This is a genomic window from Streptomyces swartbergensis (assembly GCF_002148965.1).
GTDB classification, from domain to species: domain Bacteria; phylum Actinomycetota; class Actinomycetes; order Streptomycetales; family Streptomycetaceae; genus Streptomyces; species Streptomyces swartbergensis.
In genome coordinates this window covers 1-26,383 of the sequence record NZ_NGFN01000082.1, presented here as the reverse complement: position 1 = coordinate 26,383, position 26,383 = coordinate 1, and the positions used below count along the sequence as shown (strand labels likewise).

The window sequence follows — 26,383 nt, the reverse complement described above, 5'->3', positions numbered from 1 at the left end:
TAAGGCTCCCAGTAGACGACTGGGTTGATAGGCCGGATATGGAAGCACGGTAACGTGTGGAGTTGACCGGTACTAATAGGCCGAGGGCTTGTCCTCAGTTGCTCGCGTCCACTGTGTTGGTTCTGAAACCACGAACAGCCCCATGCTGCCACAGCGTGGTGCGGCTGACAGTTTCATAGTGTTTCGGTGGTTATAGCGTAGGGGAAACGCCCGGTTACATTCCGAACCCGGAAGCTAAGCCTTACAGCGCCGATGGTACTGCAGGGGGGACCCTGTGGGAGAGTAGGACGCCGCCGAACTCCTTTTAGAGCTCTGGCTCTTGGGCACGCAGCCCGAGAGCCAGAGCTTTTTTGCGTTGAGGTAAGGTCAGGGAGCATCGTTGGTTCGTTTCCCACAGGAGGCCCCCGGGTGGAGGTTCAGGAGACTCGCGTCCAGACGGACCGTGTGCTCACCATCCCGAACATCCTCAGCATGGCGCGCCTCGTCGGCGTGCCCGTCTTCCTGTGGCTGATTCTGCGGCCTGAGTTCGGTGGGCCCCAGAGTGACGGCTGGGCCCTTCTGATACTGGCACTGAGCGGCGTCAGCGACTACCTGGACGGCAAGCTCGCGCGGCGCTGGAACCAGATCAGCAGCCTCGGTCGGCTCCTCGATCCCGCGGCAGACCGGCTCTACATTCTTTCGACTTTGGTCGGCCTCACGTGGCGAGAGATTCTGCCCCTCTGGTTGACCGCTGTACTTCTGGCGCGGGAGTTGGTTCTGCTGGTGATGGTGGGCATCCTCCGCCGGCACGGCTATCCGCCGCCCCAGGTGAACTTCCTGGGCAAGGCCGCCACCTTCAACTTGATGTATGCCTTCCCCCTGCTCCTGCTCAGTGACGGAAGTGGTTGGATCTCGTCACTGGCTGCTATTTTCGGATGGGCGTTCGCCGGATGGGGTACAACGCTGTACTGGTGGGCAGGAGTCCTCTACGTGGTACAAGTCCGCCGCCTGGTCCGTGCGGACGCCATGCCCGATTGAACTCGCGGATTGCTCCCACCGAAGCGGTGCGTTGGCCCGTGGTGCAAAAGTGCGGGACAATCCTCGCGGGGGAAGTCGGCTAGACCGTCATCTCTTAGAGGAGGACGCTTCCGACATGAAGGCCGTCGTGATGGCCGGAGGCGAAGGCACGCGCCTTCGCCCCATGACCTCAAGCATGCCCAAGCCGCTCCTGCCCGTGGCCAACCGCCCGATCATGGAGCATGTGCTGCGGCTGCTCAAAAGGCATGGGCTCAACGAAACAGTCGTAACTGTCCAGTTCCTGGCCTCGCTCGTCAAGAACTACTTCGGTGACGGCGAAGAGCTCGGTATGGAGCTCACCTATGCCAATGAGGAGAAGCCACTCGGTACCGCCGGAAGCGTCAAGAATGCCGAAGAGGCGTTGAAGGACGATGCCTTCCTCGTCATCTCAGGCGATGCGCTGACGGATTTCGACCTCACCGAGCTCATCAATTTCCACAAGGAGAAGGGCGCACTGGTCACGGTCTGTCTGACACGTGTGCCCAATCCTCTGGAATTCGGCATCACCATTGTCGACGAGGAAGGCAAGGTGGAGCGCTTCCTCGAGAAGCCCACCTGGGGCCAGGTCTTCTCCGACACCGTGAACACCGGCATCTATGTGATGGAGCCCGAGGTCTTCGACTATGTCGAGCCCGATGTGCCCGTCGACTGGTCCGGCGATGTCTTCCCGCAGTTGATGAAGGAAGGCAAGCCGGTCTACGGCTACATCGCCGAGGGGTACTGGGAGGACGTCGGCACGCACGAGAGCTATGTGAAGGCGCAGGCCGACGTCCTGGAGGGCAAGGTCGACGTCGACATCGACGGGTTCGAGATCTCCGCCGGGGTGTGGGTCGCGGAAGGTGCCGAGGTCCATCCTGACGCCGTGCTCCGTGGGCCCCTTTACATCGGGGACTACGCCAAGGTCGAGGCCGGTGCCGAAATCCGTGAGCACACGGTCGTGGGCTCCAACGTGGTCGTCAAGAGCGGCGCTTTTCTGCACAAGGCCGTCGTGCACGACAACGTCTACGTGGGGCCGCACAGCAATCTGCGTGGCTGCGTGGTCGGAAAGAACACCGACATCATGCGCGCGGCGCGGATCGAGGACGGGGCGGTCATCGGTGATGAGTGCCTGATCGGTGAAGAATCGATCGTTCAGGGCAATGTGCGGGTCTATCCGTTCAAGACCATCGAAGCCGGTGCCTTCGTCAATACCTCGGTCATCTGGGAATCCAGGGGACAGGCACACCTCTTCGGTGCCCGGGGCGTGTCCGGAATCCTGAACGTGGAGATCACCCCGGAGCTGGCGGTACGACTTGCCGGCGCTTATGCGACGACCCTGAAGAAGGGCTCGACGGTCACCACGGCCCGTGACCACTCCCGTGGTGCCCGTGCGCTGAAGCGGGCGGTGATCTCCGCGTTGCAGGCCAGTGCCATCGACGTACGGGACCTGGAGAACGTGCCGCTGCCGGTCGCCCGGCAGCAGACAGCCCGAGGCAGTGCCGGCGGGATCATGATCCGGACCACGCCCGGCGTGCAGGATTCCGTCGACATCATGTTCTTCGACGGACAGGGCGCGGACCTGTCGCAGGGCAGCCAGCGGAAGCTGGACCGGGTGTTCGCGCGGCAGGAGTACCGGCGCGCGTTCCCCGGAGAGATCGGTGACCTGCACTTCCCGGCGAGTGTCTTCGACTCGTACACCGGGTCGCTGCTGCGGAACGTCGACACGACGGGGATCGCGGACTCCGGCCTGAAGGTGGTCGTGGACGCGTCCAACGGAAGTGCGGGACTCGTGCTGCCGAGCCTGCTCGGGAAGCTCGGTGTCGACTCCCTGACGATCAATCCCGGTCTCGACGAGTCCAGGCCGACGGAGACGGCCGACATGCGGCGGTCCGGGATGGTGCGTCTCGGTGAGATCGTGGCGTCCTCGGGGGCCGCGTTCGGGGTGCGGTTCGATCCCGTCGGTGAGCGGCTGTCCCTCGTCGACGAGAAGGGGCGCATCATCGAGGACGACCGGGCGCTGCTCGTGATGCTCGACCTCATCGCGGCCGAGCGGCGCAGCGGCCGGGTCGCGCTGCCGGTGACCACGACCCGGATCGCCGAGCAGGTGGCGGCGTACCACGGGACCCAGGTCGAATGGACGACCACGTCTCCCGACGACCTCACGCGCGTGGGCGGTGAGGAAGGGACGATTTTCGGCGGCGACGGCAAGGGCGGCTTCATCGTCCCCGAGTTCAGCAGCGTGTACGACGCCACCGCGGCCTTCGTACGGCTCATCGGGCTCGTGGCGCGGACGCAGCTCACGCTCAGCCAGATCGACGCGCGGATCCCGCGGGCGCACGTTCTGAAGCGGGACCTGGCGACTCCGTGGGCCGTCAAGGGGCTCGTGATGCGGCGGGTCGTCGAGGCGGCCGGAGACCGGTTCGTGGACACCACGGACGGCGTGCGTGTGGTGGAGACGGACGGCCGTTGGGTGATGGTGCTGCCCGACCCGGCCGAGGCCGTCACCCACCTGTGGGCCGAGGGGCCGGACGACGCCTCCGCGCAGGCCCTGCTGGACGAGTGGTCGGCGGTCGTGGACAGCGCCGGCCGGTAGAACGGCCTGCACGCGTGCGTGCCGGACAAGTGTCCCCAACGGGGCCTGTCCGGCACGCCGGTGGGGCCGTTCGGAGGTAGCGGCCCCGACGTGCGACGATGTGCGGCATGCCGCAGCAACCCCCCATTCGGAGCACACCGACGCGGCCCAGGCGCCCGGACGCGTCCATGTCGTTGCTGACCAACGTCATGGACCACAGCCTCGACGACGGATACGCCGAGGCCGCCGCGCGGAAGAAGGCCGCGGGCGACGCCGGCATGCCGAAGACGCTCAGGGCGAAGCTGGGGCTTGCCGCCGGCCTGGTGCTCGCGGCCCTCGTCGTGACCGTGGGAGCGGCGCAGGCGCGGGTCGCCGCTCCGGTCGTCGCCAAGGAGCGCGAGGAACTGGTCGACCGGATCGACCGGAAGACCGAGGCGGCGGACAAGCTGGAGGACTCCGTCGACCGGCTGCGCGAGGACGTGAGTGCCCGACAGCGGGAGGCGCTGAAGCACAGCGGTGGCAGTGCCGAGTCCGAGATCGTGGGCATTCTGTCGGGCGCCACGGCGGTGCACGGCCCCGGCGTGACGCTGGTGGTGAACGACGCCAAGGACGCCGGCACGGGCGGTGACGGCGACCCGCGCGAGACCACCGGGTTCTCCGACACCGGCCGGGTGCGCGACCGGGACATGCAGCGCGTGGTCAACGGACTGTGGGAGTCGGGCGCCGAGGCCGTCTCGATCAACGGGCAGCGGCTGACGGCGCTGTCCGCGATCAGGGCCGCGGGGGACGCGATACTGGTCGACAACAAGCCGCTGGTGCCGCCGTACACGGTGCTCGCGGTGGGGGACGGACAGCGGCTGAGCACTCGGTTCCAGAACAGCGCGGACGGGCTGTATCTGGACGCGCTCCAGGAGAGCTACGGCGTCAGGACGGCCATCTCCGTGGAGGACGACCTCCGGCTGCCCGCCGCGCCGAGTGTGATCGTTCGTACAGCACAGCCGAGCATTGAGAAGAGCGAGAAGGGCACATCGTGATCGCCGTACTGGGCCTCGTCGTGGGAGTCGTGGCCGGCCTGTTGGTCCGGCCTGAGGTTCCGGCGGTGGTCGAGCCTTATCTGCCGATCGCTGTCGTGGCGGCGCTCGACGCCGTCTTCGGCGGCCTGCGGGCCATGCTCGACGGCATCTTCGACGACAAGGTCTTCGTGGTGTCGTTCCTGTCGAACGTGGTGGTGGCCGCGTTGATCGTGTTCCTGGGGGACAAGCTGGGCGTGGGCGCCCAGCTGTCCACCGGTGTGGTGGTCGTCCTCGGCATCCGGATCTTCTCCAACGCCGCGGCGATCCGCCGGCACGTGTTCCGGGCGTGAGGCCGATGAGCGAGCACGACGACAAGCGCCCCGAGGAGAACGGCGACACGCGCTCGGACCAGCGTGGCGGGAGTGACGGGTCCAGGAACCGGCTGCGCAAGGAACTGCCCCAAGAGGTGTCCGCGTCGGTGCCCGCTGCCCAGGACACCCCGGAAGCGGGAGCGGAACCGGAGCCCGAACCGGAGGTGGCCCCCGAGCCCGAACCTGAGCCCGAGCCGCAGCTGACCGGACGGCAGCGGCTGGTGAAGGGGCTGTGGCCGCCGCGGATCTCACGGGCCCAGCTCATCGTCGCGGTGCTGCTGTTCGGCCTCGGGTTCGGGCTGGCCGTGCAGGTGGCCTCGAACAGCGACAGTGACAGCGCGCTGCGCGGGGCGCGTCAGGAAGATCTTGTCCGCATCCTCGATGAACTGGATGACCGTACGCAGCGTCTTGAGGACGAGAAGCAGGGCCTCGAGACGCAGCGCGACGAGCTGGAGAACAGCTCGGACCAGGCCGAGGAGGCCCGGAAGCAGACCATCGAGAAGGAGCGGCAACTCGGCATCCTGGCGGGCACGGTGGCCGCGCAGGGGCCCGGCATCACCATGACCATCGAGGACACGAAGGGGACGGTCGAGGCGGACATGCTGCTCGACGCGATCCAGGAGCTGCGCGCGGCGGGTGCCGAGGCGATCCAGGTGAACGGCGTGCGGGTCGTCGCAGGCACGTATCTCACGGACTCCGGCAAGGGTGTGAGCGTCGACGGGAACAAGATCAACGCGCCCTATCGTTTCAAGGTCATCGGCAAGCCGCAGGACCTCGAGCCGGCGCTCAACATCCCCGGAGGCGTGGTGCAGACTCTCGAGAAGGAACAGGCCACGGTCACCATCGAGCGGTCGCCCAAGATCGTCGTGGACGCCTTGCGGGCGGTGAAGCGGCCTGACTACGCTCGGTCGTCCTCCCAGTGAACCGGGGGTGCATGGGCGACGTTCGGCGAGGGCATGAGGTTGCGGGGGGTCGGCGCACCGATTGGGTGGTGCGTGGTGGAAACTGTCTGGTGCAGACGGACGTTGTCAGGATGTCCGGGTCGGCCAGAGTGTTCAGTCAGGGTTCGTCCTGCCCCACGGGCGGGTCTGTTTCGGTCAAGGGGAATCGCCCGTGAAGTTGTTTGCGAAGTTGTTCGGCAAGAGCGCGCGAGAAGGCAGCGACAACGCTACCGCTCGCCATCGCGCACAGCCTGACGCGGAGGGCCAGCGGCCGCTGTTCCGGGACCAGGTCGGTGGCCCGGGCGGTGACGTTTCCGGAGGTCAGGGCGCGCCGTCGGTTGACCCTGCGCAGCCCGGCGGCATAGGTTTCGGGCAACCGTCAACCTCAGGTGCGGGTGGTGGATTTTCCGACCCGTATGCGTCCAATGCCCCCGGTGGGCAGCCGCGGCAGGAGGATCCGATGTCGGCCCTGGTGTGTACGAGGTGCGGTAACCGCAACGCGGAGAACAGCCGCTTCTGCTCCAACTGCGGCGCGCCGCTGCGGGCCGGGGCGGCGGCGGAGCGTCCGTCCGAGACGACCTCCACGATCTCCATTTCCGGTCTCGAGGCCTACGACAGCGAGACCACCGGCCAGACGCCGATGCCGACGCTGTCGCCCGAGGCGCAGGCTGCCGTCGACGCGCTGCCGCTGGGCTCCGCGCTTCTGGTCGTGCGCCGCGGGCCGAACTCGGGCAGCCGCTTCCTGCTGGACGGCGATCTGACCACGGCCGGGCGTCATCCGCAGAGCGACATCTTCCTGGACGACGTGACGGTCTCCCGGCGGCATGTGGAGTTCCGCCGAGGCCAGGACGGTTCGTTCACGGTGGCCGACGTGGGCAGCCTGAACGGCACGTACGTGAACCGCGAGCGGATCGACCAGGTCGCCCTGAACAACGGCGACGAGGTGCAGATCGGCAAGTACCGGCTGGTCTTCTACGCCAGCCAGCGGGGCTACTGACCGGATTCCGTCCGGGGAACCCCGCGAAGGTCCGTCCGTCAGGGAAGGTCCATGCTTCAAACACCGAGCGGCGGTGCCGGGCACGGCGCCGCCGCCACGGACAGGCTGATGAGCATCGGCACGGTGCTGAACGTGCTGCGCGACGAGTTTCCCGAAGTCACCATCTCCAAGATCCGTTTCCTGGAGGCGGAGGGGCTCATCGAGCCGCAGCGGACCCCGTCCGGGTATCGCAAGTTCAGCGCACACGACGTCGAGCGTCTCGGTCACGTCCTGAGGATGCAGCGGGACCACTATCTGCCCCTGAAGGTGATCCGCGAGCACCTGGAGGCCATGGAGCGCGGTGAGGCCGTCCAGCTGCCGGCGCTGGGGCGTCAGCGTGACGGCGACGCGGTGCCCGAGTCTCCCGAGGCGCCCACAGCGGCCAGAATCGGGCGCGAGGAGCTGCTCGCCGCCGCCGGTGTCGGCGAGGAGGAGCTCGGGGAGTGGGAGTCGTACGGGCTCGTCACCCCACTGGAGGACGGGGTGTACGACGCGGAGGCGGCCACGGTGGCCTCGCTGATCGCCGAGCTGGGGCGGTTCGGGATCGAGCCGCGGCACCTGCGGGTGATGAAGGCCGCCGCCGACCGCGAGGCCGGGCTCGTGGACCAGGTGGTGGCCCCGCTGAGGCGGCACCGGAACCCGCAGACCAGGGCTCATGCGGAGGAGCGCACCAAGGAGCTCGCGGGGCTCACGGTGAAGCTGCACGCCGCGCTGGTCCAGACGGCGCTCGGGGTGCGACTGCCCTGAGACGGCCGGTCGCGGAGGGCCGGATCAGGCGCCCGTTCCCGGCCCGACTACCCAAACATCCCGAGCACGGCCTAGGGTTGCTGTGTGAACGAGCTCGATGTCGTAGGTGTCCGGGTGGAAATGCCCTCCAACCAACCGATCGTGCTGCTGCGTGAAGTGGGAGGCGACCGTTACCTCCCCATCTGGATCGGACCGGGGGAGGCGACGGCGATCGCCTTCGCCCAGCAGGGCATGGCTCCCGCACGGCCGCTGACCCACGACCTGTTCAAGGACGTGCTGGAAGCCGTCGGTCAGGAGCTCACGGAAGTGCGCATCACGGACCTGCGGGAGGGCGTCTTCTACGCGGAGCTGGTCTTCGCCAGCGGCGTCGAGGTGAGCGCCCGCCCGTCCGACGCCATAGCGCTGGCCCTGCGCACCGGTACGCCGATCTACGGCAGTGACACGGTGCTCGACGACGCCGGTATCGCGATCCCGGACGAGCAGGAGGACGAGGTGGAGAAGTTCCGCGAGTTCCTCGACCAGATCTCCCCGGAGGATTTCGGCAGCAGCAGCCAGTGAGCTCCGGATTCCGGCGAGAGCCGGATGGCGGGGAGTGTCAGTGGTCGGTGAGACATCTGGGCGGCCCGGCGGACGATGTGGTTCGCGGCAGGGCCGCCCGTCGCATGTGTGGCGGGCGAATTGCCCGCATGTGCCTCGGGCGAGTGAGAGCGTCACGCGGCCCGTATCGGAGGCATTCGGCTAGCCTTTCCCCGCGGTGGGGCACGGGAAACCACTCTTAGGGTGATTATCACTCGGCGTGGCGAGTGTGGCGATCGTTGACGCACCCCTGGTGACTGCCTACCGTCGAGAAGGCAGGTCAAGGACGGAGGTCGGCGTGAGAAGCAGCGGCGACGGTACGGCTGGGGGCGGCCCCGAGCGCAGTCTCAGGGCGAGCGGTCCGTACCCTTCCCCGGGCTCACGGCTCCGCCCCAGCGGGGGGTGTCCCCGGTCCGGCGGCGTGGCTGATCACGCTCCGCAGCGACCGACGGCCGTGCCGAGCAGCGGAGGGACGACGTCCATGGCGTCCGAGCAGATCGGCTATCGCGGGCCCACGGCCTGCGCGGCTGCCGGTATCACCTACCGGCAGCTGGACTACTGGGCCCGCACGGGCCTCGTCGAGCCGAGTGTGCGCCCCGCCTACGGGTCGGGGACGCAGCGGCTGTACAGCTTCCGGGACGTCGTCGTCCTGAAGATCGTCAAGCGGTTCCTCGACACCGGGGTGTCGCTCCAGAACATCCGCACGGCCGTCCAGCATCTCAGAGAACGCGGTTTCCGCGACCTGGAGCGGATGACGCTGATGAGCGATGGGGCGACGGTCTACGAGTGCACCTCACCCGACGAGGTCCACGCCCTGCTCCAAGGGGGCCAAGGGGTCTTCGGGATCGCCGTGGGCGTGGTGTGGCGCGATGTCGAGAGCGCGCTGTCCCAGCTGCACGGGGAGCGGATCGACACCGGCGAGACGCTGGTCGGGCCCAACCCGGCCGACGAGCTGGCGCGGCGGCGGAACCGGGCTGTTTGAGCCGTCCGGCAGTGTGGTGTCCGTGTGGCCGTTGGAGGCGGGACGTTTCCGCGCCAGGCTGCAAGCGGTTTCCCCGAGCCGGGCACGGCGGTTGTCCGGGGCGTTGTCAGTGGCGTAGGGCAGCATCGGAGATGTGAGAACCGCGCCCACGATCCTGCATCTCGACATGGATGCCTTCTTCGCCTCGGTGGAGCAGGCGTCCAAGCCGAGTCTGCGCGGGAAGGCCGTTGTCGTGGGCGGCCTGGGGCCGCGGGGCGTGGTGGCCACGGCGTCGTACGAGGCCAGGGTCTTCGGAGTGCATTCGGCGATGCCGATGGGGCAGGCCCGGCGGCTCGCGCCGAACGCCGCGTATCTCGTGCCGCGCTTCGGGTTCTACAAGGCGATCAGCGAGCGGGTGATGGAGCTGCTGCGGGCGTTGTCGCCGCTGGTGGAGCCGCTGAGCCTGGACGAGGCGTTCGTGGACCTGGAGGCCGGGGAAGCGGCCTGGGACGAGCAGTCGGCACGGCTGGTCGGGGCACAGCTGCGCGCGGACATACGGGCGGTCACCGGGCTGACGGGGTCGGTCGGGCTCGCCGCCTCCAAGATGCTTGCGAAAATCGCCTCGGAGCAGGCCAAGCCCGACGGGCTGGTGGTGATCGAGCCGGGCACCGAGCGGGCGATGCTCGCGCCGATGTCGGTGCGGACACTGCCGGGGGTCGGGCCGGCGACGGGCGACCACCTGCGGCGGGCCGGGATCACCACGATCGAGGAGATCGTCGAGGCGGGGGAGGACGAGTTGGTCCGGCTGCTGGGGAAGTCGCACGGGCACGGCCTCTACGCCATGGCGCTCGCGCGGGACGACCGGCCCGTGGTGGCTGAGCGGGAGGCGAAGTCGGTGTCGGTCGAGGACACCTACGACGTGGACATCCACGACCGGGTGCGGGTCGGTCTCGAGGTGCAGCGGCTCGCCGAACGGTGCGTGCGGCGGCTGCGCGGTGCCGGCCTGTCCGGGCGGACCATCGTGCTGAAGGTGCGGCGGTACGACTTCTCGACGCTCACCCGGTCCGAGACGCTGCGCGGGCCGACGGACGATCCCGGGGTGATCCGCGAGGCGGCGGCCCGGTTGCTGGACTCGGTCGACACGACGGGCGGTGTGCGGCTGCTCGGGGTGGGCGTCAGCGGGCTCGCCGACTACACGCAGGAGGATCTCTTCGCGCAGGCGGCGGGGGAGCGGACGGAGGAGCTGGGGCCGGTCGAGGCGCCTGCCGTGGCGCCGGCCGAGGAGCAGCCGGCGCTCGCCGAGCGGCGGTGGCCCGCCGGGCACGACGTACGGCATGCCGAGTTCGGGCACGGGTGGGTGCAGGGCAGCGGTCTGGGGCGGGTCACCGTGCGGTTCGAGACGCCCGGCTCGGAGCCCGGGCGGGTGCGCACCTTCCGGGTCGACGATCCGGATCTGGAGCCGGCGGATCCGTTGCCGCTGGTGTTATCGAGACCGCAATCGGGACCGGAATCGGGACCGGAGGACAGCCGCGGGCCGGAGGGCGGGCCCGGAGCTGTGGGGCTGCGGTCCGCTGCCCCTTAGACGGCTGGACGGCTAGGCGGCTGGGCGCCGGCTGGATGGCTCGGCGGGATTCAGGCCGTCTCGTCCGTGCCTGCCAGTCTGCCGAAGTCGTGGTCCGCGAGCGGGGGAGGTGCGGCGACGTCCAGGCCGTAGTGGTGGTAGAGCTGGAGTTCCTGTTCCGGGGAGAGGTGGCGGCCCACGCCGAAGTCGGGGGCATCCTTGATCAGGGCGCGGTCGAAGGGCACGTGGAGGGCGCCGTCGATCAGTTCACTCGGCTCGAGGGGGACGAAAGCGTCCCTGCTGAACAGGCCGGTCCGTATGGCCGCCCACTCCGGTTCGCCGGTGGCGTCGTCGAGGTAGACCTCGTCGATCGTGCCGATCCTGGTGCCGTTGCGGTCGAACGCCTTGCGGCCGATCAGGTTGCGCGGATCGATATCGGTTCGCACGGGCCCTCCACATGGTCGCAACTCATCCGTAAGCACTACAAAACGGCACAATTGGAGAGGCGGCCACTCGAAGGTTCGTGCGTTGACCGCGCTGGTAGGCTGGCAGCGGCTGCTGACCCCGTGCGGGAGAGTCCTCCAGACACCATCGGAGGCGCCGAAGGAGCAAATCCTCCCCGGAATCTCTCAGGCTCACGTACCGCACGGACGAGGTCACTCTGGAAAGCAGGGCGGGTGTCGACGGCTTCCGCTCTCACCGACGGTGAAAATCGGAGGCCTTCGGGCGATCCGGTGAAGCTCTCAGGTCGAGATGACAGAGGGGGAGGCCGTTCGGGTACCCGTGCCGTGGTGCCCCTCGAAGGTCGTGTCAGACCAGGAGGCCTCCGCAAATGACCGCCCATCGCATTCCGCTCTCCGAGCTCGAAGAGGCAGTTCCCTTCGAGCAGCGCCACATCGGCCCCGACCACGAGGCCCGCGCCAAGATGCTCGCGCAGGTCGGCTACGGCTCGCTGGACGAGCTCACGGCCGCCGCGGTCCCGGCCGTGATCAAGAGCGCCGAGGCGCTGGACCTGCCGGGCGCCCGCAGCGAGGCCGAGGTGATCGCGGAGCTGCGCTCCCTCGCCGACCGCAACCAGGTCCTCGGCTCCATGATCGGGCTCGGGTACTACGGCACGTTCACGCCGCCGGTCATCATGCGCAACGTCATGGAGAACCCGGCCTGGTACACGGCCTACACGCCGTACCAGCCGGAGATCTCGCAGGGACGGCTCGAGGCGCTACTCAACTTCCAGACCATGGTCGCCGACCTCACCGGACTCCCGACCTCCGGTGCCTCGCTGCTCGACGAGGGCACCGCGGCCGCCGAGGCCATGGCGCTGTCGCGGCGGCTCGGCAAGAACAAGAAGGGCCTGTTCCTGGTCGACGCGGACGCGTTGCCGCAGACCATCGCCGTGATCCAGACCCGGGCCGAACCGACCGGCGTCGAGATCGTCGTCGCCGATCTCGGGGAGGGCATCCCCGCCGGAATCGCCGAGCGCGAGATCAACGGTGTGCTGATCCAGTACCCGGGCGCCTCGGGAGCCGTACGGGACATCAAGCCGGTCATCGACCAGGCGCACGAGCTCGGGGCGCTCGTCACCGTCGCCGCCGATCTGCTCGCGCTGACGCTGCTGAAGTCGCCCGGTGAGCTCGGCGCGGACATCGCCGTCGGGACGACGCAGCGCTTCGGTGTGCCGATGGGCTTCGGCGGTCCGCACGCCGGCTACATGGCGGTCAAGGAGAAGATGGCGCGCAGCCTGCCCGGGCGGCTCGTCGGCGTGTCCGTGGACGCCGACGGGAACAAGGCGTACCGGCTGGCACTCCAGACGCGTGAGCAGCACATCCGCCGTGAGAAGGCCACCAGCAACATCTGCACCGCCCAGGTGCTGCTCGCCGTCATGGCCGGCATGTACGCCGTCTACCACGGGCCGGAGGGCCTGAAGGGCATCGCGCGGCGCACCCACCGGTACGCCACGGTCCTCGCCGCCGGGCTCGCGAACGGCGGTGTCGAGGTCGTGCACGGCTCCTACTTCGACACGCTGACCGTGCGGGTCGAGGGCCGGGCCGCCGACGTCGTGGCCGCCGCGCGGGAGAACGGCGTCAACCTCCGTCTCGTCGACGCCGACCACCTCTCGATCGCCTGCGACGAGACCACCACGCGCGCCCAGCTGCGTGCCGTATGGGCCGCCTTCGGTGTCGAGGGCGTCATCGAGGCGCTGGACGCGGCTACCGAGGACGGGCTTCCGGACGCGCTGCTGCGGACCGACGAGTACATGACGCACCCCGTCTTCCACCAGCACCGCTCCGAGACGGCCATGCTGCGCTACCTGCGCCGGCTGGCCGACCGCGACTACGCGCTCGACCGGGGCATGATCCCGCTGGGCTCCTGCACCATGAAGCTCAACGCGACCACGGAGATGGAGCCGGTCACCTGGCCCGAGTTCGGGCAGTTGCACCCCTTCGCGCCCGCCGAGCAGGCCGGGGGCTACCTCACGCTCATCCACGAGCTGGAGGACCGTCTCGCCGAGGTCACCGGGTACGACAAGGTGTCCCTCCAGCCGAACGCCGGGTCGCAGGGTGAGCTGGCCGGTCTGCTCGCCGTACGCGGGTACCACCGGGCCAACGGGGACGAGCAGCGCACCGTGTGCCTGATCCCGTCGTCCGCGCACGGGACCAACGCCGCGAGCGCGGTGATGGCGGGCATGAAGGTCGTCGTCGTGAAGACCGCCGAGGACGGCGAGATCGACGTCGAGGACCTGCGGGCGAAGATCGAGCAGTACCGCGACGAGCTCTCGGTGCTGATGATCACCTACCCGTCCACCCACGGTGTGTTCGAGGAGCACGTCGCCGACATCTGCGCGCAGGTGCACGAGGCGGGCGGGCAGGTCTACGTCGACGGGGCCAACCTCAACGCCCTCGTCGGTCTCGCCAAGCCGGGGCACTTCGGCGGTGACGTCTCGCACCTGAACCTGCACAAGACCTTCTGCATCCCGCACGGCGGCGGCGGTCCCGGCGTCGGTCCGGTGGCGGTGCGTGAGCACCTCGCGCCGTACCTGCCCAACCACCCGCTCCAGCCCGAGGCGGGCCCGGAGACGGGGGTCGGCCCCATCTCCGCGGCGCCGTGGGGTTCCGCCGGCATCCTGCCGATCTCCTGGGCGTACGTCCGGCTCATGGGCGGCGAGGGGCTGAAGCGGGCCACGCAGGTCGCGGTGCTCAGCGCCAACTACATCGCCAAGCGGCTGGAGCCGCACTACCCCGTGCTCTACACCGGTCCCGGCGGGCTCGTCGCGCACGAGTGCATCATCGACCTGCGGCCGCTGACCAAGGCGACGGGTGTGAGCGTCGACGACGTGGCCAAGCGGCTGATCGACTACGGCTTCCACGCGCCGACGATGTCGTTCCCGGTGGCCGGGACGCTGATGATCGAACCGACCGAGTCGGAGGACCTGGCCGAGCTGGACCGGTTCTGCGAGGCGATGATCGCCATCCGTGCGGAGATCGAGAAGGTCGGCTCCGGCGCGTGGCCCGCGGACGACAACCCGCTGCGGGGCGCCCCGCACACCGCCGGGACGCTCGCCGGGGAGTGGGAGCACGCCTACAGCCGTGAGGAGGCCGTCTTCCCGGCCGGGGTCGCGGTCGCCGACAAGTACTGGCCGCCGGTGCGCCGTATCGACCAGGCCTTCGGCGACCGGAACCTGGTCTGCTCCTGCCCGCCGCTGGACGCGTACGAGGACTGACCGGCCGGATCGGTCGCAGGGGAGGGGCTCCGCGGTGCGGGGCCCCTCCCGTCATTCGGCGGCGAGGGACACCTCGGTCGACTTGATCAGGGCGACGACGGGAGTTCCGGCTGACAGGGCGAGGTCGTCCGCGGCGTCCCTGGTGATCGCGGCGGTCAGCTCGCCGCCCTCGACGGTGACCCGGACCGACGCCATGGCGTCGCCGGTCGCGATGTCCGTGACCGTGCCGGGGAGCCGGTTGCGGATGGACAGGCCCTCGACGGGGGCGGTGGCCAGCGAGACCTCCGTGGACTTCACCAGGGCGCGCACGGCGGTGCCCGGCGCGAGACCGAGGTCGTCCGCCGCCTCGCGGGTGATCGCCGCGGTGAGGGCCTGGCCGCCGGTGAGGCGGACCCTGACCGTCGCCATGACCTCGCCCGGCGTGACGGCGGTGACGGTGCCGGGGAGCTGGTTGCGGATGCTCAGGCTCATGGGGGCACGGTAGCCCTGTGAGTGCCTTATGCCGGGTATGCGTGCGTTTGCGTCGCCTTGACCGTCGCCCACACCGGGGCGCCGGGATGCAGGTCGAGTTCGGCCGCGGCGACCGTGGTGAGGTCGGCGGTCAGGGGGAGTTCGCCGGTGAGGTCCGCGCGGATCTGGTCGCCGTGCGTCTCCAGTCCGGCGACCTCGCAGCGCCACAGGTTGCGGGCACTGGAGCCGGTGGGGCGTTCCCGGTACAGGGTCACGGCGCCGGGCGGGAACGCCACGAAGGCCGGGCCGGAGAGCTCTTCCGTGGTCGTGATGGCCGGGCCCGCGTCGAGCCGGACGGTGTGGCCCTCGGCCCGTCCCCGGTAGAGGTTCAGGCCGACGAGCCGGGCGATGTAGTCCGTGCGGGGATGGCGGGCGATGTGGGAGGGCGTGCCCTCCTGGACGACGTGGCCGTGCTCGACGACGACCAGGCGGTCGGCCAGCACCATGGCGTCCAGCGGGTCGTGCGTGACGAGGACGGCCACGGCCTCGAACTCGGCGAGGTGGCGCCGGAGCTGGGCGCGCACCTCCAGACGCGTGCGGGCGTCGAGCGCGGCGAGGGGTTCGTCCAGGAGCAGCAGCCGGGGCCGGGTGGCCAGGGCCCGGGCCACGGCCACGCGCTGGGCCTGGCCGCCGGAGAGACGGCGGGGCTTGGCGCCGGCGTGGTCGGCCAGGCCCATACGGTCCAGCCACTCGGCGGCCTGGGCACGGGCCTCGGCCTTGCTCGCGCCCCGGCAGCGCGGGCCGAAGGCGACGTTGTCCAGGGCGGTCAGGTGCGGGAAGAGCAGGTAGTCCTGGAAGACGACGCCGACCGGGCGGGACTCGGGCGGCATGGTGTCCAGCCGGGTGCCGTCCAGCCGTAGACGACCCGACGTGAGGGGCGTGAGCCCGGCGAGTGCGCGCAGGGCCGTGGTCTTGCCGGCGCCGTTCGGGCCGAGCAGGGCGACGACGTCGCCGGGGGCGGCGGTGAGGGCGACGTCCAGGCGGAAGGTGCTGCGGTCGACGACGAGGTGGGCGTCGAGGCCTTCGGTGAGGACGCCGGTCGTGGTGCCGTCGAGGTCGGTCATAAGGGTTCGTCCAGGGGTCAGGAGGCCGTCATCCAGCGGTCTCGCAGCGCTGCCAGTACGGCGATGGACACCGCCAGCAGTACCAGGCTGAGGGCGATCGCCGCCGCCGGGTCGTTCTGGAGGGCCAGGTAGACCGCGAGCGGCATGGTCTGCGTACGGCCCGGGAAGTTGCCCGCGAAGGTGATCGTCGCGCCGAACTCGCCGAGGGCCCGGGCCCAGGCCAGTACGGCACCCGCCGCGACGCCCGGCGCGATCAGCGGCAGGGTGACCCGGCGGAACGCGGTGAAGCGGGAGGCGCCCAGGGTGGTGGCCGCCTCCTCATAGCGCGGGTCGGCGGCCCGCAGGGTGCCCTCCACGCTGATGACGAGGAACGGCATCGCCACGAACGTCTCGGCGAGGACGACACCCGTCGTGGTGAAGGGCAGCGTGATCCCGAACCAGGAGTCGAGCCACTGCCCGATGACGCCGTTGCGCCCGAAGGCGAGCAGCAGGGCCACACCGCCCACCACCGGCGGCAGCACCAACGGCAGCGTCACCAGGGCCCGTACGAAGCCCCGGCCGGGGAACCGCGTGCGGGCCAGCAGCCACGCCAGGGGTACGCCGACGACCAGGCTCAGAACCGTCGCCGCCATGGCGCACAGGAGCGACAGCCGGAGCGCCTCCCACACCTCGGCGCTCGTCAGCTGCTCGGGGAGGCTCCGCCACGGCGCCCGTACGAGCAGGGCGATCAGGGGCAGGAGCAGGAACGCCAGGCCGACCAGGGCGGGCACCAGCAGGGGAATCGGCACCGGCCGGGTCCGGCCGCGGTGGCGATCGCGGCGGGGCCGGCTCTCCAGAGTGTCGCTGCCCGTCACGGCTTGAGGAACCCGGCCCGGGACAGCACCTTCTGACCCTCGGCGGACCGCACCAGTGCGACGAACGCCTTCGCCGTACCGGGGTTGGGGGCGTTCTTGAGCACGGCGATCGGATAGTCGTTGACGGCCTCGGCCGACTCGGGGAAGTCCACGCCCTCCACCTTGTCACCCGCCGCCCGCACGTCGGTCTTGTAGACGATGGCGGCGTCGGCCTCCTTCAGCTCGACCTTCGTCAGGGCACTCTTGACGTCCTGTTCGTACGAGACGGGGGTGAGCTTCAGACCGCCGGCGTCCAGCGCCTTCTGAGCGGCGGTACCGCACGGCACGGTCTTGTCGCACAGGACGACCTTCAGGCCGGGCCTGGTGAGGTCCTTCAGGGAGGAGATCCGGTCGGGGTTGCCCGGCAGCGTGGCGATCTCCAGCTGGTTGCGGACGAAGGTGGCCGGCGTGCCCGCCGCGTCCTGCCTGTCCGTCACGATCGCCATGGTCTTGGTGCTGGCGGCGGCGAAGACATCGGCCGGGGCGCCGCCGGTGATGCTGGCGGCGAGGGTGTCGCTGCCGCCGAAGTTGAAGGTGACCTTCGTGCCCGGGTGCTCCTGCTCGAACTGCTTGCCCAGGGTCTTGAAGCTCTCCTCGAGGGAGGCGGCGGCGAAGACGGTGACCGTGCCGGAGGGTTTCGCCGAGGAGGAACCCGCGTCGGTGCCCGGGTCGGACGAGGAGCAGGCGCTCAGAGTCAGCAGCGCGGCTGCGGACGCACCGGTGACCTGGAGGATCCGGCGTGTCCGGTGCGCGGAACGGGTCATCTCGGGGCCACTCCTTCTGTGGGCGGATGGAAGAGCCCGCAGGACCCCTCCAGTACGCCGATCATACTGGCGCATCTGCCAGGCAGAAGTCTGCTGTGGTATCGCATGAGCCAGGGTGAAGGGGCCGCTGGGTGTGTATGTGCGTTCATACGGACCTTCAGGTCCGGTCGATGTGGACGTTCGTCGACTTCACGCGGGCCGTCGCCTCCATGCCGACCTCCAAACCCAGTTCCTCGACGGCCTCACGGGTGAGCAGGGAGACCAGGCGGTGCGGGCCGGCCTGGATCTCCACCTGGGCGGCGACGTCACCGAGCTTGATCGCGGTGACGATGCCGGGGAAGGCGTTGCGGGCCGAGGTGTACGGGGCGTCCTCCTCGGCGGTGCCGGACCTGGCGAGTTCGACCGAGAACGCGGCCAGGTCCCGTCCGTCGACGAGCCGCCGCCCGGCCTCGTCGCGGTGGGTGGTGATGCGGCCCGCGTCAGCCCAGCGCCGGGCGGTGTCCGGGCTCACGCCGAGCAGTCGTGCTGCCTGGCCGATCGTGTAGGACTGCATGCCGGTCACGATAGGGGCGCGGGAGGGGAACGGCGGATGCGGGGTTGGCCGTTGGGTATGACGCGATATAGCGTTAGTCGTCGAGTGGGCGGGCCGGGTGCCGCGCCCGGGGAGATCGGGGAGAGAGATGGCGGGGGAGCTCTCGCGTACCGGCGCAACGCCCGAGATGAGGGCCTCGCATGCGGACCGGGACCGGATCGTGGACGTGCTGCGCATCGCCGCGGGTGATGGCCGGCTGACCCTGGAGGAGCTCGACGAGCGGCTGGAGGCGGCCCTGTCGGCCCGTACGGTGGGCGAGCTGGCCGTGCTGACCGCTGATCTGCCCGAGGTGGTGGGCGAGACGCCCGTCGACGCCCAGGAGGTCGTCCGGATCGAGCAGGAGGGGTCCTCGACCCGGCGTGGCGACGGCTGGGTGGTGCCGCGGCGGCTGGAGATCCGCTCGGCCTGGGGCGAGGTGACGCTCGACTTCACCGACGCGGTGATCACGCGGGACACACTGGACATCGACCAGGACATGCGGGCCGGCGCCCTGAAGCTGCTGATCCGGCCGGGGGTCGTGGTGGACACCGGCGCGCTGGTGACGAACTACTCCCAGATCAAGGGGCGCGGGGCGGCCGACGCCCCCGTCGTGCTGCGCGTACGGATCACCGGCGAGATCAACTATGGGCAGATCGTCGTGCGTCCGCCCCGGAGGGGCTTCGGCCGGCGCAGACCGACGGCCTGACTCAGCCCACGTGCACCTTCGGCCGCCGCTTCCGGTCCGGTTCCGCCTCGCGCAGGACCTCGCGGGTCACGGGGGCGACCTCGCCCTGGCCGAACAGGAAGAAGCGCAGGAGGTTGGCGAAGGGACCCCCCTCGGTCCACTCGAAGTAGATGTGCGGGGTGCGGCCGGTCATGTCGCGGATGTACAGGAGCAGCGCGGCCAGGGCGTTGGGAACGGAGGAGGACTCCAGGGTCAGGACGCGGTAACGGCCGTGGAGCACCTCGCCGCGTACGGTCAGACCCGCCTCGAACTCGGACGGGTCGGTGACCGTCACCTCGACGAAGGCGAAGTCCTCCTGTCCGGGTACGTCGTTGTCGTGCCGGATCTGCTCGATCTTGTCGCGGTACTCCGCGATGTCGCGCCGGTCGGGCTCGTTGGCGATGAACCGCATCCTGCGGCTGGCCATGTCCCGGACGAAGCGCTCCGCCATGGGGTCGAGCGTCACGCTGGTCACGCGGAGCTCGAACGACCGGGCCAGCCGTGACAGCAGGGAGACCAGGATGATGCCGGCGATGAAGCAGGCGCCGATCTTCACGCCGTCCGGGCGCTCGATGACGTTCGCGACGGTCGTGTAGAGGAACACCGCGGAGATGACCGCGAAGGCGATGGTCCAGTTCCGCTGCCGGGCCTTGTGGGCGGCGATGGTCACCGCGATCGCGGCGGAGCTGATGAGGACCAGCACACCGGTGGCGTAGGCGCCGCCCTGCGCGTTGACGTCGGCGTCGAAGATCCAGGTGACCAGGAAGGCGATCAGGGTGAAGACGATGACCATGGGACGGACGGCCCTGGCCCAGTGCGGGGCCATGCCGTAACGGGGCAGATAGCGCGGCATCAGATTGAGCAGGCCGGCCATCGCGGAGGCGCCGGCGAACCACAGGATGGCGATTGTCGAGACGTCGTAGATGGTGCCGAAGGTGTTGCCCAGGTAGTCGTGCGCCAGATAGGCCAGCGCGCGCCCGTTGGCCTGGCCGCCCGGCTCGAACTCCTTCTCGGGGATGAGGAGGGTGGTGATGAAGCTGGTGGTGATCAGAAAGCCGCTCATGATGAGGGCGGCCGTGGTGAGCAGCTTCTTCGTGTCGCGGATGCGGCCGGCCGGCTGTTCCTCCGTGTCGTCCGGGTCGCCCTTGACGTGCGGCATCACGGCCACGCCGGTCTCGAACCCGGACAGGCCGAGCGCCAGCTTCGGGAAGACGAGCAGGGCCACGCCGATCATGACGAAGACATTGCCGTGCTGGGTGGTGAGGGCGCCGGCCCAGTCGGTGACCACATGGCCTGCCGTGATCACGTGGTAGAGGCCGACGGCCACCACGACCACGTTGAGCGCGAGGTAGGCGCCCACCAGGGCGACCGCGACGCCGATGGCCTCCAGAAAGCCTTTGAGGAACACCGCGCCGAGCAGCGCCACGAGGACGAGCGTGATCAGCATCTGCTTGTCGTGCAGGACGCCGGTCAGATGCGGGTTCTCCACGAGGTGGGTCGAGGCGTCGGCGGCCGACAGGGTGATGGTGATCAGGAAGTCGGTGGCGGCGAAGCCCAGCAGGGTCAGCACGAACAGTTTGCCCTGCCAGAAGGAGAGCAGCCGCTCCAGCATCGCGATCGAGCCCTCGCCGTGCGGGCTCTCCTCGGCCACCCGGCGGTAGACCGGCAGGGCGCCCGCCAGAGTGACGATCACCAGCACGATCGTCGCGATCGGTGACAGCAGCCCGGCGGCGAGAGCCGCGATGCCCGGCTGGTAGCCGAGCGTGGAGAAGTAGTCGACGCCCGTCAGGCACATCACCCGCCACCAGGCCCGGCCCTGGTGCGGGGGCTCCGGTTCGGCGTGGGGCCCGGTGTGGCCGCCGCCCCTGCCCATGTCGGACAGGCCCTGAAGCATCCAGGCGCGCAGGCGACTGGGTGCAGCGGGCTCCGTACGACTCGCCGGCGGGTGCTCAGTGGTGGCCATCGACGTGCTCCCGATGTGCGGTTCAGTGTGGTGTCCGGCCATCACTGGACGGCCGCATCAGCGTAAGCGGAGCGTGATGCGGTGGCCTGTGGATGAGGGTGCTGAGCGCGTCAAGCTTCCGTTAAGACTGGGCGCGGGGAGCGGGGGAGGGGAGGCGTGGGCGTCAAAGCGCGAGTTGAGAGCCCGTCTGCCGGTCGCAGAGTCGCGCATCCCCGCGTGGGGGCAACGGTTGTGCGCCGGCCGAGTGTTGAACACCCTGCGTGATCGTGTGCCCGCGTCGGCAGTCGGGTATCGGCCTTCTTGTCGGCGGAGTCGGTGACACCTGCAGTGGGACTTCGTAACGTTCGCAAGGTGAGCCGAATGTTTCGTCCCAGCCGGGGAGCGCGTGCCGGGCAGCAGTGTTCGACCACGTCGGCGTGACCGGCCGGCCCGGCTCCCGCCGGCCGCGACGGGCGACAGCCTGGATGGGTTGGACCACACCTCCGTCGGGCGGCGCCGGCAGCCCCCGGACTGCCGGGCCGCGGCCCGCCTCCACCCCGGAGCGGCAGGCGCCGGACTGTCGGTGTGCATCGACGAGGCCCACCACTACGACCGGGAAGTCACTGGGGAAGAGGCGAGTGTGATCGCCCGGATCGGTCCGGTGCCGGCCTCGCCCCGCCACCCGTGCCGCCGGGGCCGGTCACTTGGCCGTCGAGATCCGTACGGAGGCCGTCGTACGCCGCCGCCGAGTGAGAAGGCGAGAGTGTCGGAGCCGCCTGCCCGGATGCCGGACGATGGACGCCTCCCGGCCCGGCGGTGGTGACGGTGGCGAGCGGGCCGTCGCCGCCTGATCGTTCCTTCCGGAGGGCCGCGGAAACCCGCGCCTCGGCCGTGCGTCCCTCAAGACCCGTGCGCTGACGGCAGATTCACCGCGTACAAGGGGTTGCCACCGTTTGGGGGCTGTCTCTAGGGTGCGGCAGCAACGAAGCTTTCTGGATCTCTTCCGAAACTTTCGATCCAGTGGACGGACGCGGGAGCGCCGTCCCGTACCCAAGGAGCGCATGATGGGCGACCCGGCACTGTCCCGCCGCGGCTTCCTGGCGGCCTCCGCCGCGGCCGGTCTCGGAATGACGACACTGAGCGCATGCGGCGGGGACTCGGACGGAGGGTCGTCAGGGACGACCACGATCGAGTGGTGGAACATCTCCACCACCGAGCCGGCCAAGACCGTCTGGGCCGCCCTCGCCCGGAAGTTCGAGGCGCAGAACCCCAAGGTCAAGATAAAGATCGTCCAGCTGGAGAACGACGCCTACAAATCGAAGATGACGGCCCTGACCGCCTCCGGGAAGCTCCCCGACATCTTCCACACCTGGGGCGGCGGCGTGCTCAAGCAGCAGGTCGACGCCGGACTCGTCGAGGACCTCACGGACAGCACCAAGCCGTGGGGCGACGCCCTGCTCCCGGTCGCCAAGGAGCCGTACCTGATCGACGACAGGGTCTACGGCATCCCGTTCGACATCGGCATGATCGGCTTCTGGTACAACAAGGCGCTCTTTGCGAAGGCCGGCATCAGCGCGCCCCCGACCACCTGGAGCGGTTTCCTCGACGCCGTGCGCAAGCTGAAGGCCGAGACGATCACCCCCCTCGCCCTGGCCGGCAAGGAGAAGTGGCCCGGCATGTACTACTGGGCCTACCTGGCGATGCGCACCGCCGGAGCCGAGGCGCTGCAGAAGGCCTACGACGACAAGGACTTCACCGGCGCCCCCTTCGTCGAGGCGGGTCGGCACCTCGAGGAGCTCGTCCGCCTCCAGCCGTTCCAGAAGGGCTTCCTCGGCGCCGCCTACTCCAGCCCCACCGGCCAGGCCGCCGCCGTCGGCAACGGCAAGGCGGCCATGGAGCTCATGGGCCAGTGGGCGCCCGTGGTGCAGGCCGACGCGGGCAAGGGCCTGGGCAAGGACCTCGGGTTCTTCCCGTTCCCGGCGGTCGAGGGCGGCAAGGGCGCCATCACCGAGGTGTTCGGCGGAGGCGGCGGGCACGCCCTGCGCCGGGGCGCCCCGCAGGAGGCCGTCGACTTCCTGAAGTTCTTCGCGTCCGAGGCCACCGACCTGGAACTGGTCAAGAAGACCGGCGTCCTGCCCGTGGTCCCGGCGGCCGAGAGCGCCATCGCCGACCCGAACATCAAGGCCGTACAGGAGCAGTTGAAGAAGGCCACCGGCTTCCAGCTCTACCTCGACCAGGCGTACGCGCCCGCCGTCGGCCAGGAGGTCAACGACAGCGTCGCCGCGCTCATCGCCGGGTCGAAGTCGCCGGAGCAGGTCGCCCAGTCGATCACGAAGACCGCGAAGGAAGAGCAGTAACCGGCGATGACCTCCACGTTCCTGCCGGACAAACGGACCGGCCGCGACGTCGGCCCACCGCCCCCGGCCACGGACCGGGCCCGGAGCCGGGCCCGGCGACGGGCGCTGAACTGGCTGACCGCGACCGGCTTCCAGCTGCCCGCCCTGGTGCTGTTCATGGGGCTCGTGCTGCTGCCGATGCTGTTCGCGCTGTACGCCGCGTTCTTCCGCTGGGGCGGCTTCGGCATGCCCTCCGACTACATCGGCGGCGAGAACTTCACCCGGCTCTTCCAGGACGAGGTCTTCCTGGGCGACCTGTGGCGCTGCCTGGTCCTGGTGGTGCTGTCGCTCGTCGTCCAACTGCCGTTCGCGCTCGCCATGGCCGTCCTGCTCAACCAGCGGATGCGCGGCCGGGCGGTGTACCGGATGCTGTTCTTCGCCCCGTACGTCCTGTCAGAGGCCATCACCGGAATCCTGTTCGGCATGATCTTCGCCCCGGACGACGGCTTCGCCGACCAGGTCCTGGGCAAGGTCGGACTGGACGGGCTCGGCGGGGAGTGGTTCGCCGATCCGTCCACCGTCATGGCGACCCTGTTCCTCGTCATGACCTGGAAGTACTTCGGCTTCCACATGATGCTGTACCTGGCCGGGCTCCAGGCCGTGCCCAGGGAGCTGACCGAAGCGGCCCTCATCGACGGGGCCGGCCCCTGGCAGCGCTTCCGCAACGTGACGCTGCCGCTGCTCGCGCCCACTCTGCGCATCAGCGTCTTCCTGTCGGTCATCGGGGCCATCCAGCTCTTCGACCTGGTGTGGGTGACCACCGCGGGCGGTCCCGATCACCACTCCGAGACCATGGCCGTGACCATGTTCCAGTACGGCTTCAAGCGCTACCAGGTCGGCTACGCCAGCGCGATCAGCGTGGTCATGTTCGGCATCAGCCTCGTCTTCGCCCTCGCCTACCAGCGGTTCGTGCTCCGGCGCGACCTGGAAGGGGCCACCACGACCATGCGGGGAGACGGAAAGTGACGCACAGTCGGACCTCCCGCAGGGGCCGGAATCTCCCTCTGCACCTCGTCCTGGTCCTCGTCGGCGCGGTCATGGCCGTCCCTCTGCTCTACGCCGCGCTCTCCGGCTTCAAGACCACCGACGAACTCTCCCGCAACCCGGTCGGCCTGCCCGAGTCGTGGGTGACCTCCAACTACACCCAGATCCTCGGCTCGGGGGACTTCTGGCGGCTGATCGGCAACAGCACGCTGATCGCGGTGGGCACGACGGTCCTGGTCGTCGCGGTCTCCGCGCTGTCGGCCTTCTCCTTCGCGCGGTTCGCCTTCCGCGGCCGGGAGGTGCTGTTCACGCTGTTCACGATGGGGCTGATGTTCCCGTTCGCGGTGGCGGCCCTGCCGCTGTTCCTGCTGCTGCGCTCCCTTGGCCTGCTGGACAACCCGCTCGGCGTGATCCTCCCGCAGGCAGCCTTCGGACTGCCGATGACCATCATCATCCTGCGCGGCTTCTTCCGGCAGATCCCCGGGGAGCTGGAGGAGGCGGCGACGCTCGACGGATGCAGCTCGTTCGGCTTCTTCTGGCGGGTGCTGCTGCCCATGGCGCGGCCCGCGCTCGGCACCGTCTCCGTGCTGGCCGTCGTCACCAGCTGGAACAACTTCTTCCTGCCGCTGCTGGTGTTCACCGAGGCGCAGTGGTGGACGCTGCCGATCGGTGTCCAGCAGTACCAGGGGCAGTACTCCGCGGAGTACGCCAAGGTCTTCGCCTATCTGGTGCTGGCCATGGTCCCCGCCCTCGCCTTCTACTCGGTCGCCGAGCGTCAGCTCGTCGGCGGCCTCACCGCCGGCGCGACGAAGGGCTGACGCGCACTGCGGACGTACGGCTCACCCCCCCCCAAGCTCTCGGCTTCGCTCGAGCAGGGGACCCCCATTTCGATCGTGAGGAGTCGCACCATGCGCAAGACCGCTCCACGGCTCAGACTCGCCGGGGCGCTCGCCGCCGCGCTGATGCTCGGAGGCATCGCCACCGGGCCGACGGCACAGGCGGACGAGCGGCACGGCAAGGAACCGACCCTCGCCGACCTCGCCCAGCGGCACGGCCGCTACTTCGGCAGTGCCACCGACAACCCCGAGCTCGTCGACGAACCGTACAAGGCCCTGCTCGGCAGCGAGTTCGACCAGATCACGCCCGGCAACGGCATGAAGTGGTACGCGACCGAGCCCCAGCAGGGCGTGTTCGACTTCTCCCAGGGCGACGAGATCGTGAACCTCGCCCGTGCCAACCGGCAGAAGGTGCGCGGCCACACTCTGGTCTGGCACAGCCAGCTGCCCGGGTGGCTCACGGAGCGGGAGTGGACGGCCCCGGAGCTGCGAGCCGTGCTGAAGAAGCACGTCCAGGCCGAGGTACGGCACTACCGGGGCAAGGTGTTCGCCTGGGACGTCGTCAACGAGGCGTTCAACGAGGACGGTACGTACCGCGAGTCGGTCTTCTACAAGACGCTCGGGCCTGGTTACATCGCCGACGCGCTGCGCTGGGCGCACCTGGCCGATCCACGCGTGAAGTTGTACCTCAACGACTACAACATCGAGGGGATCGGCCCGAAGAGCGACGCGTACTACAAGCTGGCCAAGGAACTGAAGGCCAAGGGCGTCCCCCTGCACGGCATCGGCCTCCAGGCCCATCTGGCCCTCCAGTACGGCTATCCGACGACCCTGGAGGACAACCTCCGTCGCTTCTCCCGGCTCGGGCTCGACACCTCGCTCACCGAGGTCGACATACGGATGCAGCTGCCCGCGACCGAGGAGAAGCTGGCCCAGCAGGCCGAGTGGTACCGGGATCTGACCGAGGCCTGCCTGGCGGTGCGCCGCTGCGTCGGCATCACCCTCTGGGATTACACGGACAAGTACTCGTGGATCCCGGCGTTCTTCCCTGGCGAGGGCGCGGCCCTGCCGTGGGATGAGCAACTGGCCCCCAAGCCGGCCTACTTCGCGCTGCGTGAGGCGCTCGGGGGGAGGTAGCGGAGGCGGGGGCGACCTGCCGTAGGGGCGC

The 26,383-nt window shown here is 69.5% G+C and carries 23 protein-coding genes, 2 rRNA genes and 1 riboswitch; of the genes, 18 read left to right on the top strand and 7 right to left on the bottom strand.

What is annotated here, in order from left to right; genetic code table 11:
* From CA983_RS15620 to CA983_RS15565, 12 genes are all read left to right on the top strand, one after another.
* Positions 1 to 96, top strand: a 23S ribosomal RNA gene (locus tag CA983_RS15620); the annotation flags it as partial.
* A gap of 86 nt (positions 97 to 182) precedes the next feature.
* A 5S ribosomal RNA gene (gene rrf, locus CA983_RS15615) occupies positions 183 to 299 on the top strand.
* Positions 300 to 408: 109 nt separating this feature from the next.
* Complete coding sequence (gene clsA / locus CA983_RS15610; RefSeq protein WP_086601509.1) at positions 409 to 1,017, top strand: cardiolipin synthase ClsA; 609 nt, start codon at positions 409 to 411, stop codon at positions 1,015 to 1,017.
* Between the two features lie 115 nt (positions 1,018 to 1,132).
* Positions 1,133 to 3,628: a mannose-1-phosphate guanyltransferase gene (locus CA983_RS15605; protein WP_086601508.1), complete on the top strand. Its 2,496-nt coding sequence runs from the start codon at positions 1,133 to 1,135 to the stop codon at positions 3,626 to 3,628.
* Positions 3,629 to 3,726: 98 nt separating this feature from the next.
* The gene (locus CA983_RS15600) at positions 3,727 to 4,641 is read left to right on the top strand and encodes a DUF881 domain-containing protein (RefSeq protein ID WP_086601507.1); all 915 of its coding nucleotides are present in this window, start codon (positions 3,727 to 3,729) and stop codon (positions 4,639 to 4,641) included.
* On the top strand, positions 4,638 to 4,970 hold the full coding sequence (locus tag CA983_RS15595) for a small basic family protein (protein ID WP_003988855.1): 333 nt from the start codon (positions 4,638 to 4,640) through the stop codon (positions 4,968 to 4,970). The genes CA983_RS15600 and CA983_RS15595 overlap by 4 nt, the downstream gene beginning before the upstream one ends.
* Before the next feature lie 5 nt (positions 4,971 to 4,975).
* Positions 4,976 to 5,914 carry a DUF881 domain-containing protein gene (locus tag CA983_RS15590; protein ID WP_086601506.1) on the top strand — a complete coding sequence of 313 codons (939 nt, stop codon included), beginning with the start codon at positions 4,976 to 4,978 and terminating at the stop codon, positions 5,912 to 5,914.
* A 61-nt stretch (positions 5,915 to 5,975) separates the two neighbouring features.
* Positions 5,976 to 6,929 (top strand): FHA domain-containing protein, encoded by a 954-nt coding sequence (locus CA983_RS15585; protein ID WP_086601505.1) that lies wholly within the window; start codon positions 5,976 to 5,978, stop codon positions 6,927 to 6,929.
* Between the two features lie 51 nt (positions 6,930 to 6,980).
* The gene (gene ftsR / locus CA983_RS15580) at positions 6,981 to 7,715 is read left to right on the top strand and encodes a transcriptional regulator FtsR (RefSeq protein ID WP_086601504.1); all 735 of its coding nucleotides are present in this window, start codon (positions 6,981 to 6,983) and stop codon (positions 7,713 to 7,715) included.
* Between the two features lie 84 nt (positions 7,716 to 7,799).
* Positions 7,800 to 8,273, top strand: a complete 474-nt coding sequence (locus tag CA983_RS15575; RefSeq protein WP_003988851.1) for a bifunctional nuclease family protein — start codon at positions 7,800 to 7,802, stop codon at positions 8,271 to 8,273.
* 316 nt (positions 8,274 to 8,589) lie between these two features.
* Complete coding sequence (locus tag CA983_RS15570) at positions 8,590 to 9,273, top strand: MerR family transcriptional regulator (protein ID WP_208636970.1); 684 nt, start codon at positions 8,590 to 8,592, stop codon at positions 9,271 to 9,273.
* 133 nt (positions 9,274 to 9,406) lie between these two features.
* Entirely contained in the window at positions 9,407 to 10,834 is a 1,428-nt protein-coding gene (locus tag CA983_RS15565) for a DNA polymerase IV (protein WP_086601502.1), read from the top strand.
* Positions 10,835 to 10,884: 50 nt separating this feature from the next.
* On the opposite strand, the gene CA983_RS15560 is transcribed toward CA983_RS15565, so the two are convergent.
* Entirely contained in the window at positions 10,885 to 11,259 is a 375-nt protein-coding gene (locus tag CA983_RS15560) for a PRC-barrel domain-containing protein (RefSeq protein ID WP_208636969.1), read from the bottom strand.
* Positions 11,260 to 11,372: 113 nt separating this feature from the next.
* A riboswitch (glycine riboswitch) is annotated at positions 11,373 to 11,468 on the top strand.
* Positions 11,469 to 11,645: 177 nt separating this feature from the next.
* On the opposite strand from CA983_RS15560, the gene gcvP reads away from it, so the two are divergent.
* Positions 11,646 to 14,531, top strand: a complete 2,886-nt coding sequence (gene gcvP / locus CA983_RS15555) for an aminomethyl-transferring glycine dehydrogenase (protein ID WP_086601500.1) — start codon at positions 11,646 to 11,648, stop codon at positions 14,529 to 14,531.
* A gap of 51 nt (positions 14,532 to 14,582) precedes the next feature.
* Here gcvP and CA983_RS15550 read toward each other — a convergent pair whose 3' ends face one another.
* The 5 genes from CA983_RS15550 to CA983_RS15530 all read right to left on the bottom strand — a co-directional run bounded on the left by CA983_RS15550 (position 14,583) and on the right by CA983_RS15530 (position 18,315).
* A complete protein-coding gene (locus tag CA983_RS15550; RefSeq protein WP_086601499.1) occupies positions 14,583 to 15,002 on the bottom strand; it encodes a TOBE domain-containing protein in 420 nt (139 codons plus the stop codon).
* A 26-nt stretch (positions 15,003 to 15,028) separates the two neighbouring features.
* Positions 15,029 to 16,105, bottom strand: coding sequence for an ABC transporter ATP-binding protein (locus tag CA983_RS15545; RefSeq protein WP_086601498.1), 1,077 nt, complete (start codon positions 16,103 to 16,105; stop codon positions 15,029 to 15,031).
* A gap of 17 nt (positions 16,106 to 16,122) precedes the next feature.
* The gene (modB, locus tag CA983_RS15540; protein WP_086601497.1) at positions 16,123 to 16,959 is read right to left on the bottom strand and encodes a molybdate ABC transporter permease subunit; all 837 of its coding nucleotides are present in this window, start codon (positions 16,957 to 16,959) and stop codon (positions 16,123 to 16,125) included.
* Positions 16,956 to 17,762 (bottom strand): molybdate ABC transporter substrate-binding protein, encoded by an 807-nt coding sequence (gene modA / locus CA983_RS15535; protein ID WP_086601496.1) that lies wholly within the window; start codon positions 17,760 to 17,762, stop codon positions 16,956 to 16,958. The genes modB and modA overlap by 4 nt, the downstream gene beginning before the upstream one ends.
* A gap of 157 nt (positions 17,763 to 17,919) precedes the next feature.
* A complete protein-coding gene (locus CA983_RS15530) occupies positions 17,920 to 18,315 on the bottom strand; it encodes a TOBE domain-containing protein (RefSeq protein WP_086601495.1) in 396 nt (131 codons plus the stop codon).
* A gap of 127 nt (positions 18,316 to 18,442) precedes the next feature.
* Here CA983_RS15530 and CA983_RS15525 point away from each other — a divergent pair, with 127 nt between their 5' ends.
* Entirely contained in the window at positions 18,443 to 19,039 is a 597-nt protein-coding gene (locus CA983_RS15525; protein WP_086601494.1) for a DUF1707 SHOCT-like domain-containing protein, read from the top strand.
* Between the two features lies 1 nt (position 19,040).
* Here the strand turns inward: CA983_RS15525 and CA983_RS15520 are convergent, their stop codons facing one another.
* Positions 19,041 to 21,020, bottom strand: a complete 1,980-nt coding sequence (locus tag CA983_RS15520) for an APC family permease (protein WP_086601493.1) — start codon at positions 21,018 to 21,020, stop codon at positions 19,041 to 19,043.
* Between the two features lie 1,043 nt (positions 21,021 to 22,063).
* On the opposite strand from CA983_RS15520, the gene CA983_RS15515 reads away from it, so the two are divergent.
* The 4 genes from CA983_RS15515 to CA983_RS15500 all read left to right on the top strand — a co-directional run bounded on the left by CA983_RS15515 (position 22,064) and on the right by CA983_RS15500 (position 26,352).
* A complete protein-coding gene (locus CA983_RS15515) occupies positions 22,064 to 23,356 on the top strand; it encodes an extracellular solute-binding protein (protein ID WP_086601492.1) in 1,293 nt (430 codons plus the stop codon).
* A 6-nt stretch (positions 23,357 to 23,362) separates the two neighbouring features.
* Positions 23,363 to 24,361, top strand: a complete 999-nt coding sequence (locus CA983_RS15510; protein ID WP_086601491.1) for a carbohydrate ABC transporter permease — start codon at positions 23,363 to 23,365, stop codon at positions 24,359 to 24,361.
* Positions 24,362 to 24,432: 71 nt separating this feature from the next.
* Positions 24,433 to 25,197, top strand: coding sequence for a carbohydrate ABC transporter permease (locus CA983_RS15505; protein ID WP_244206905.1), 765 nt, complete (start codon positions 24,433 to 24,435; stop codon positions 25,195 to 25,197).
* Positions 25,198 to 25,287: 90 nt separating this feature from the next.
* Positions 25,288 to 26,352, top strand: a complete 1,065-nt coding sequence (locus CA983_RS15500; protein WP_086601489.1) for an endo-1,4-beta-xylanase — start codon at positions 25,288 to 25,290, stop codon at positions 26,350 to 26,352.
* Positions 26,353 to 26,383 lie beyond the last annotated feature (31 nt).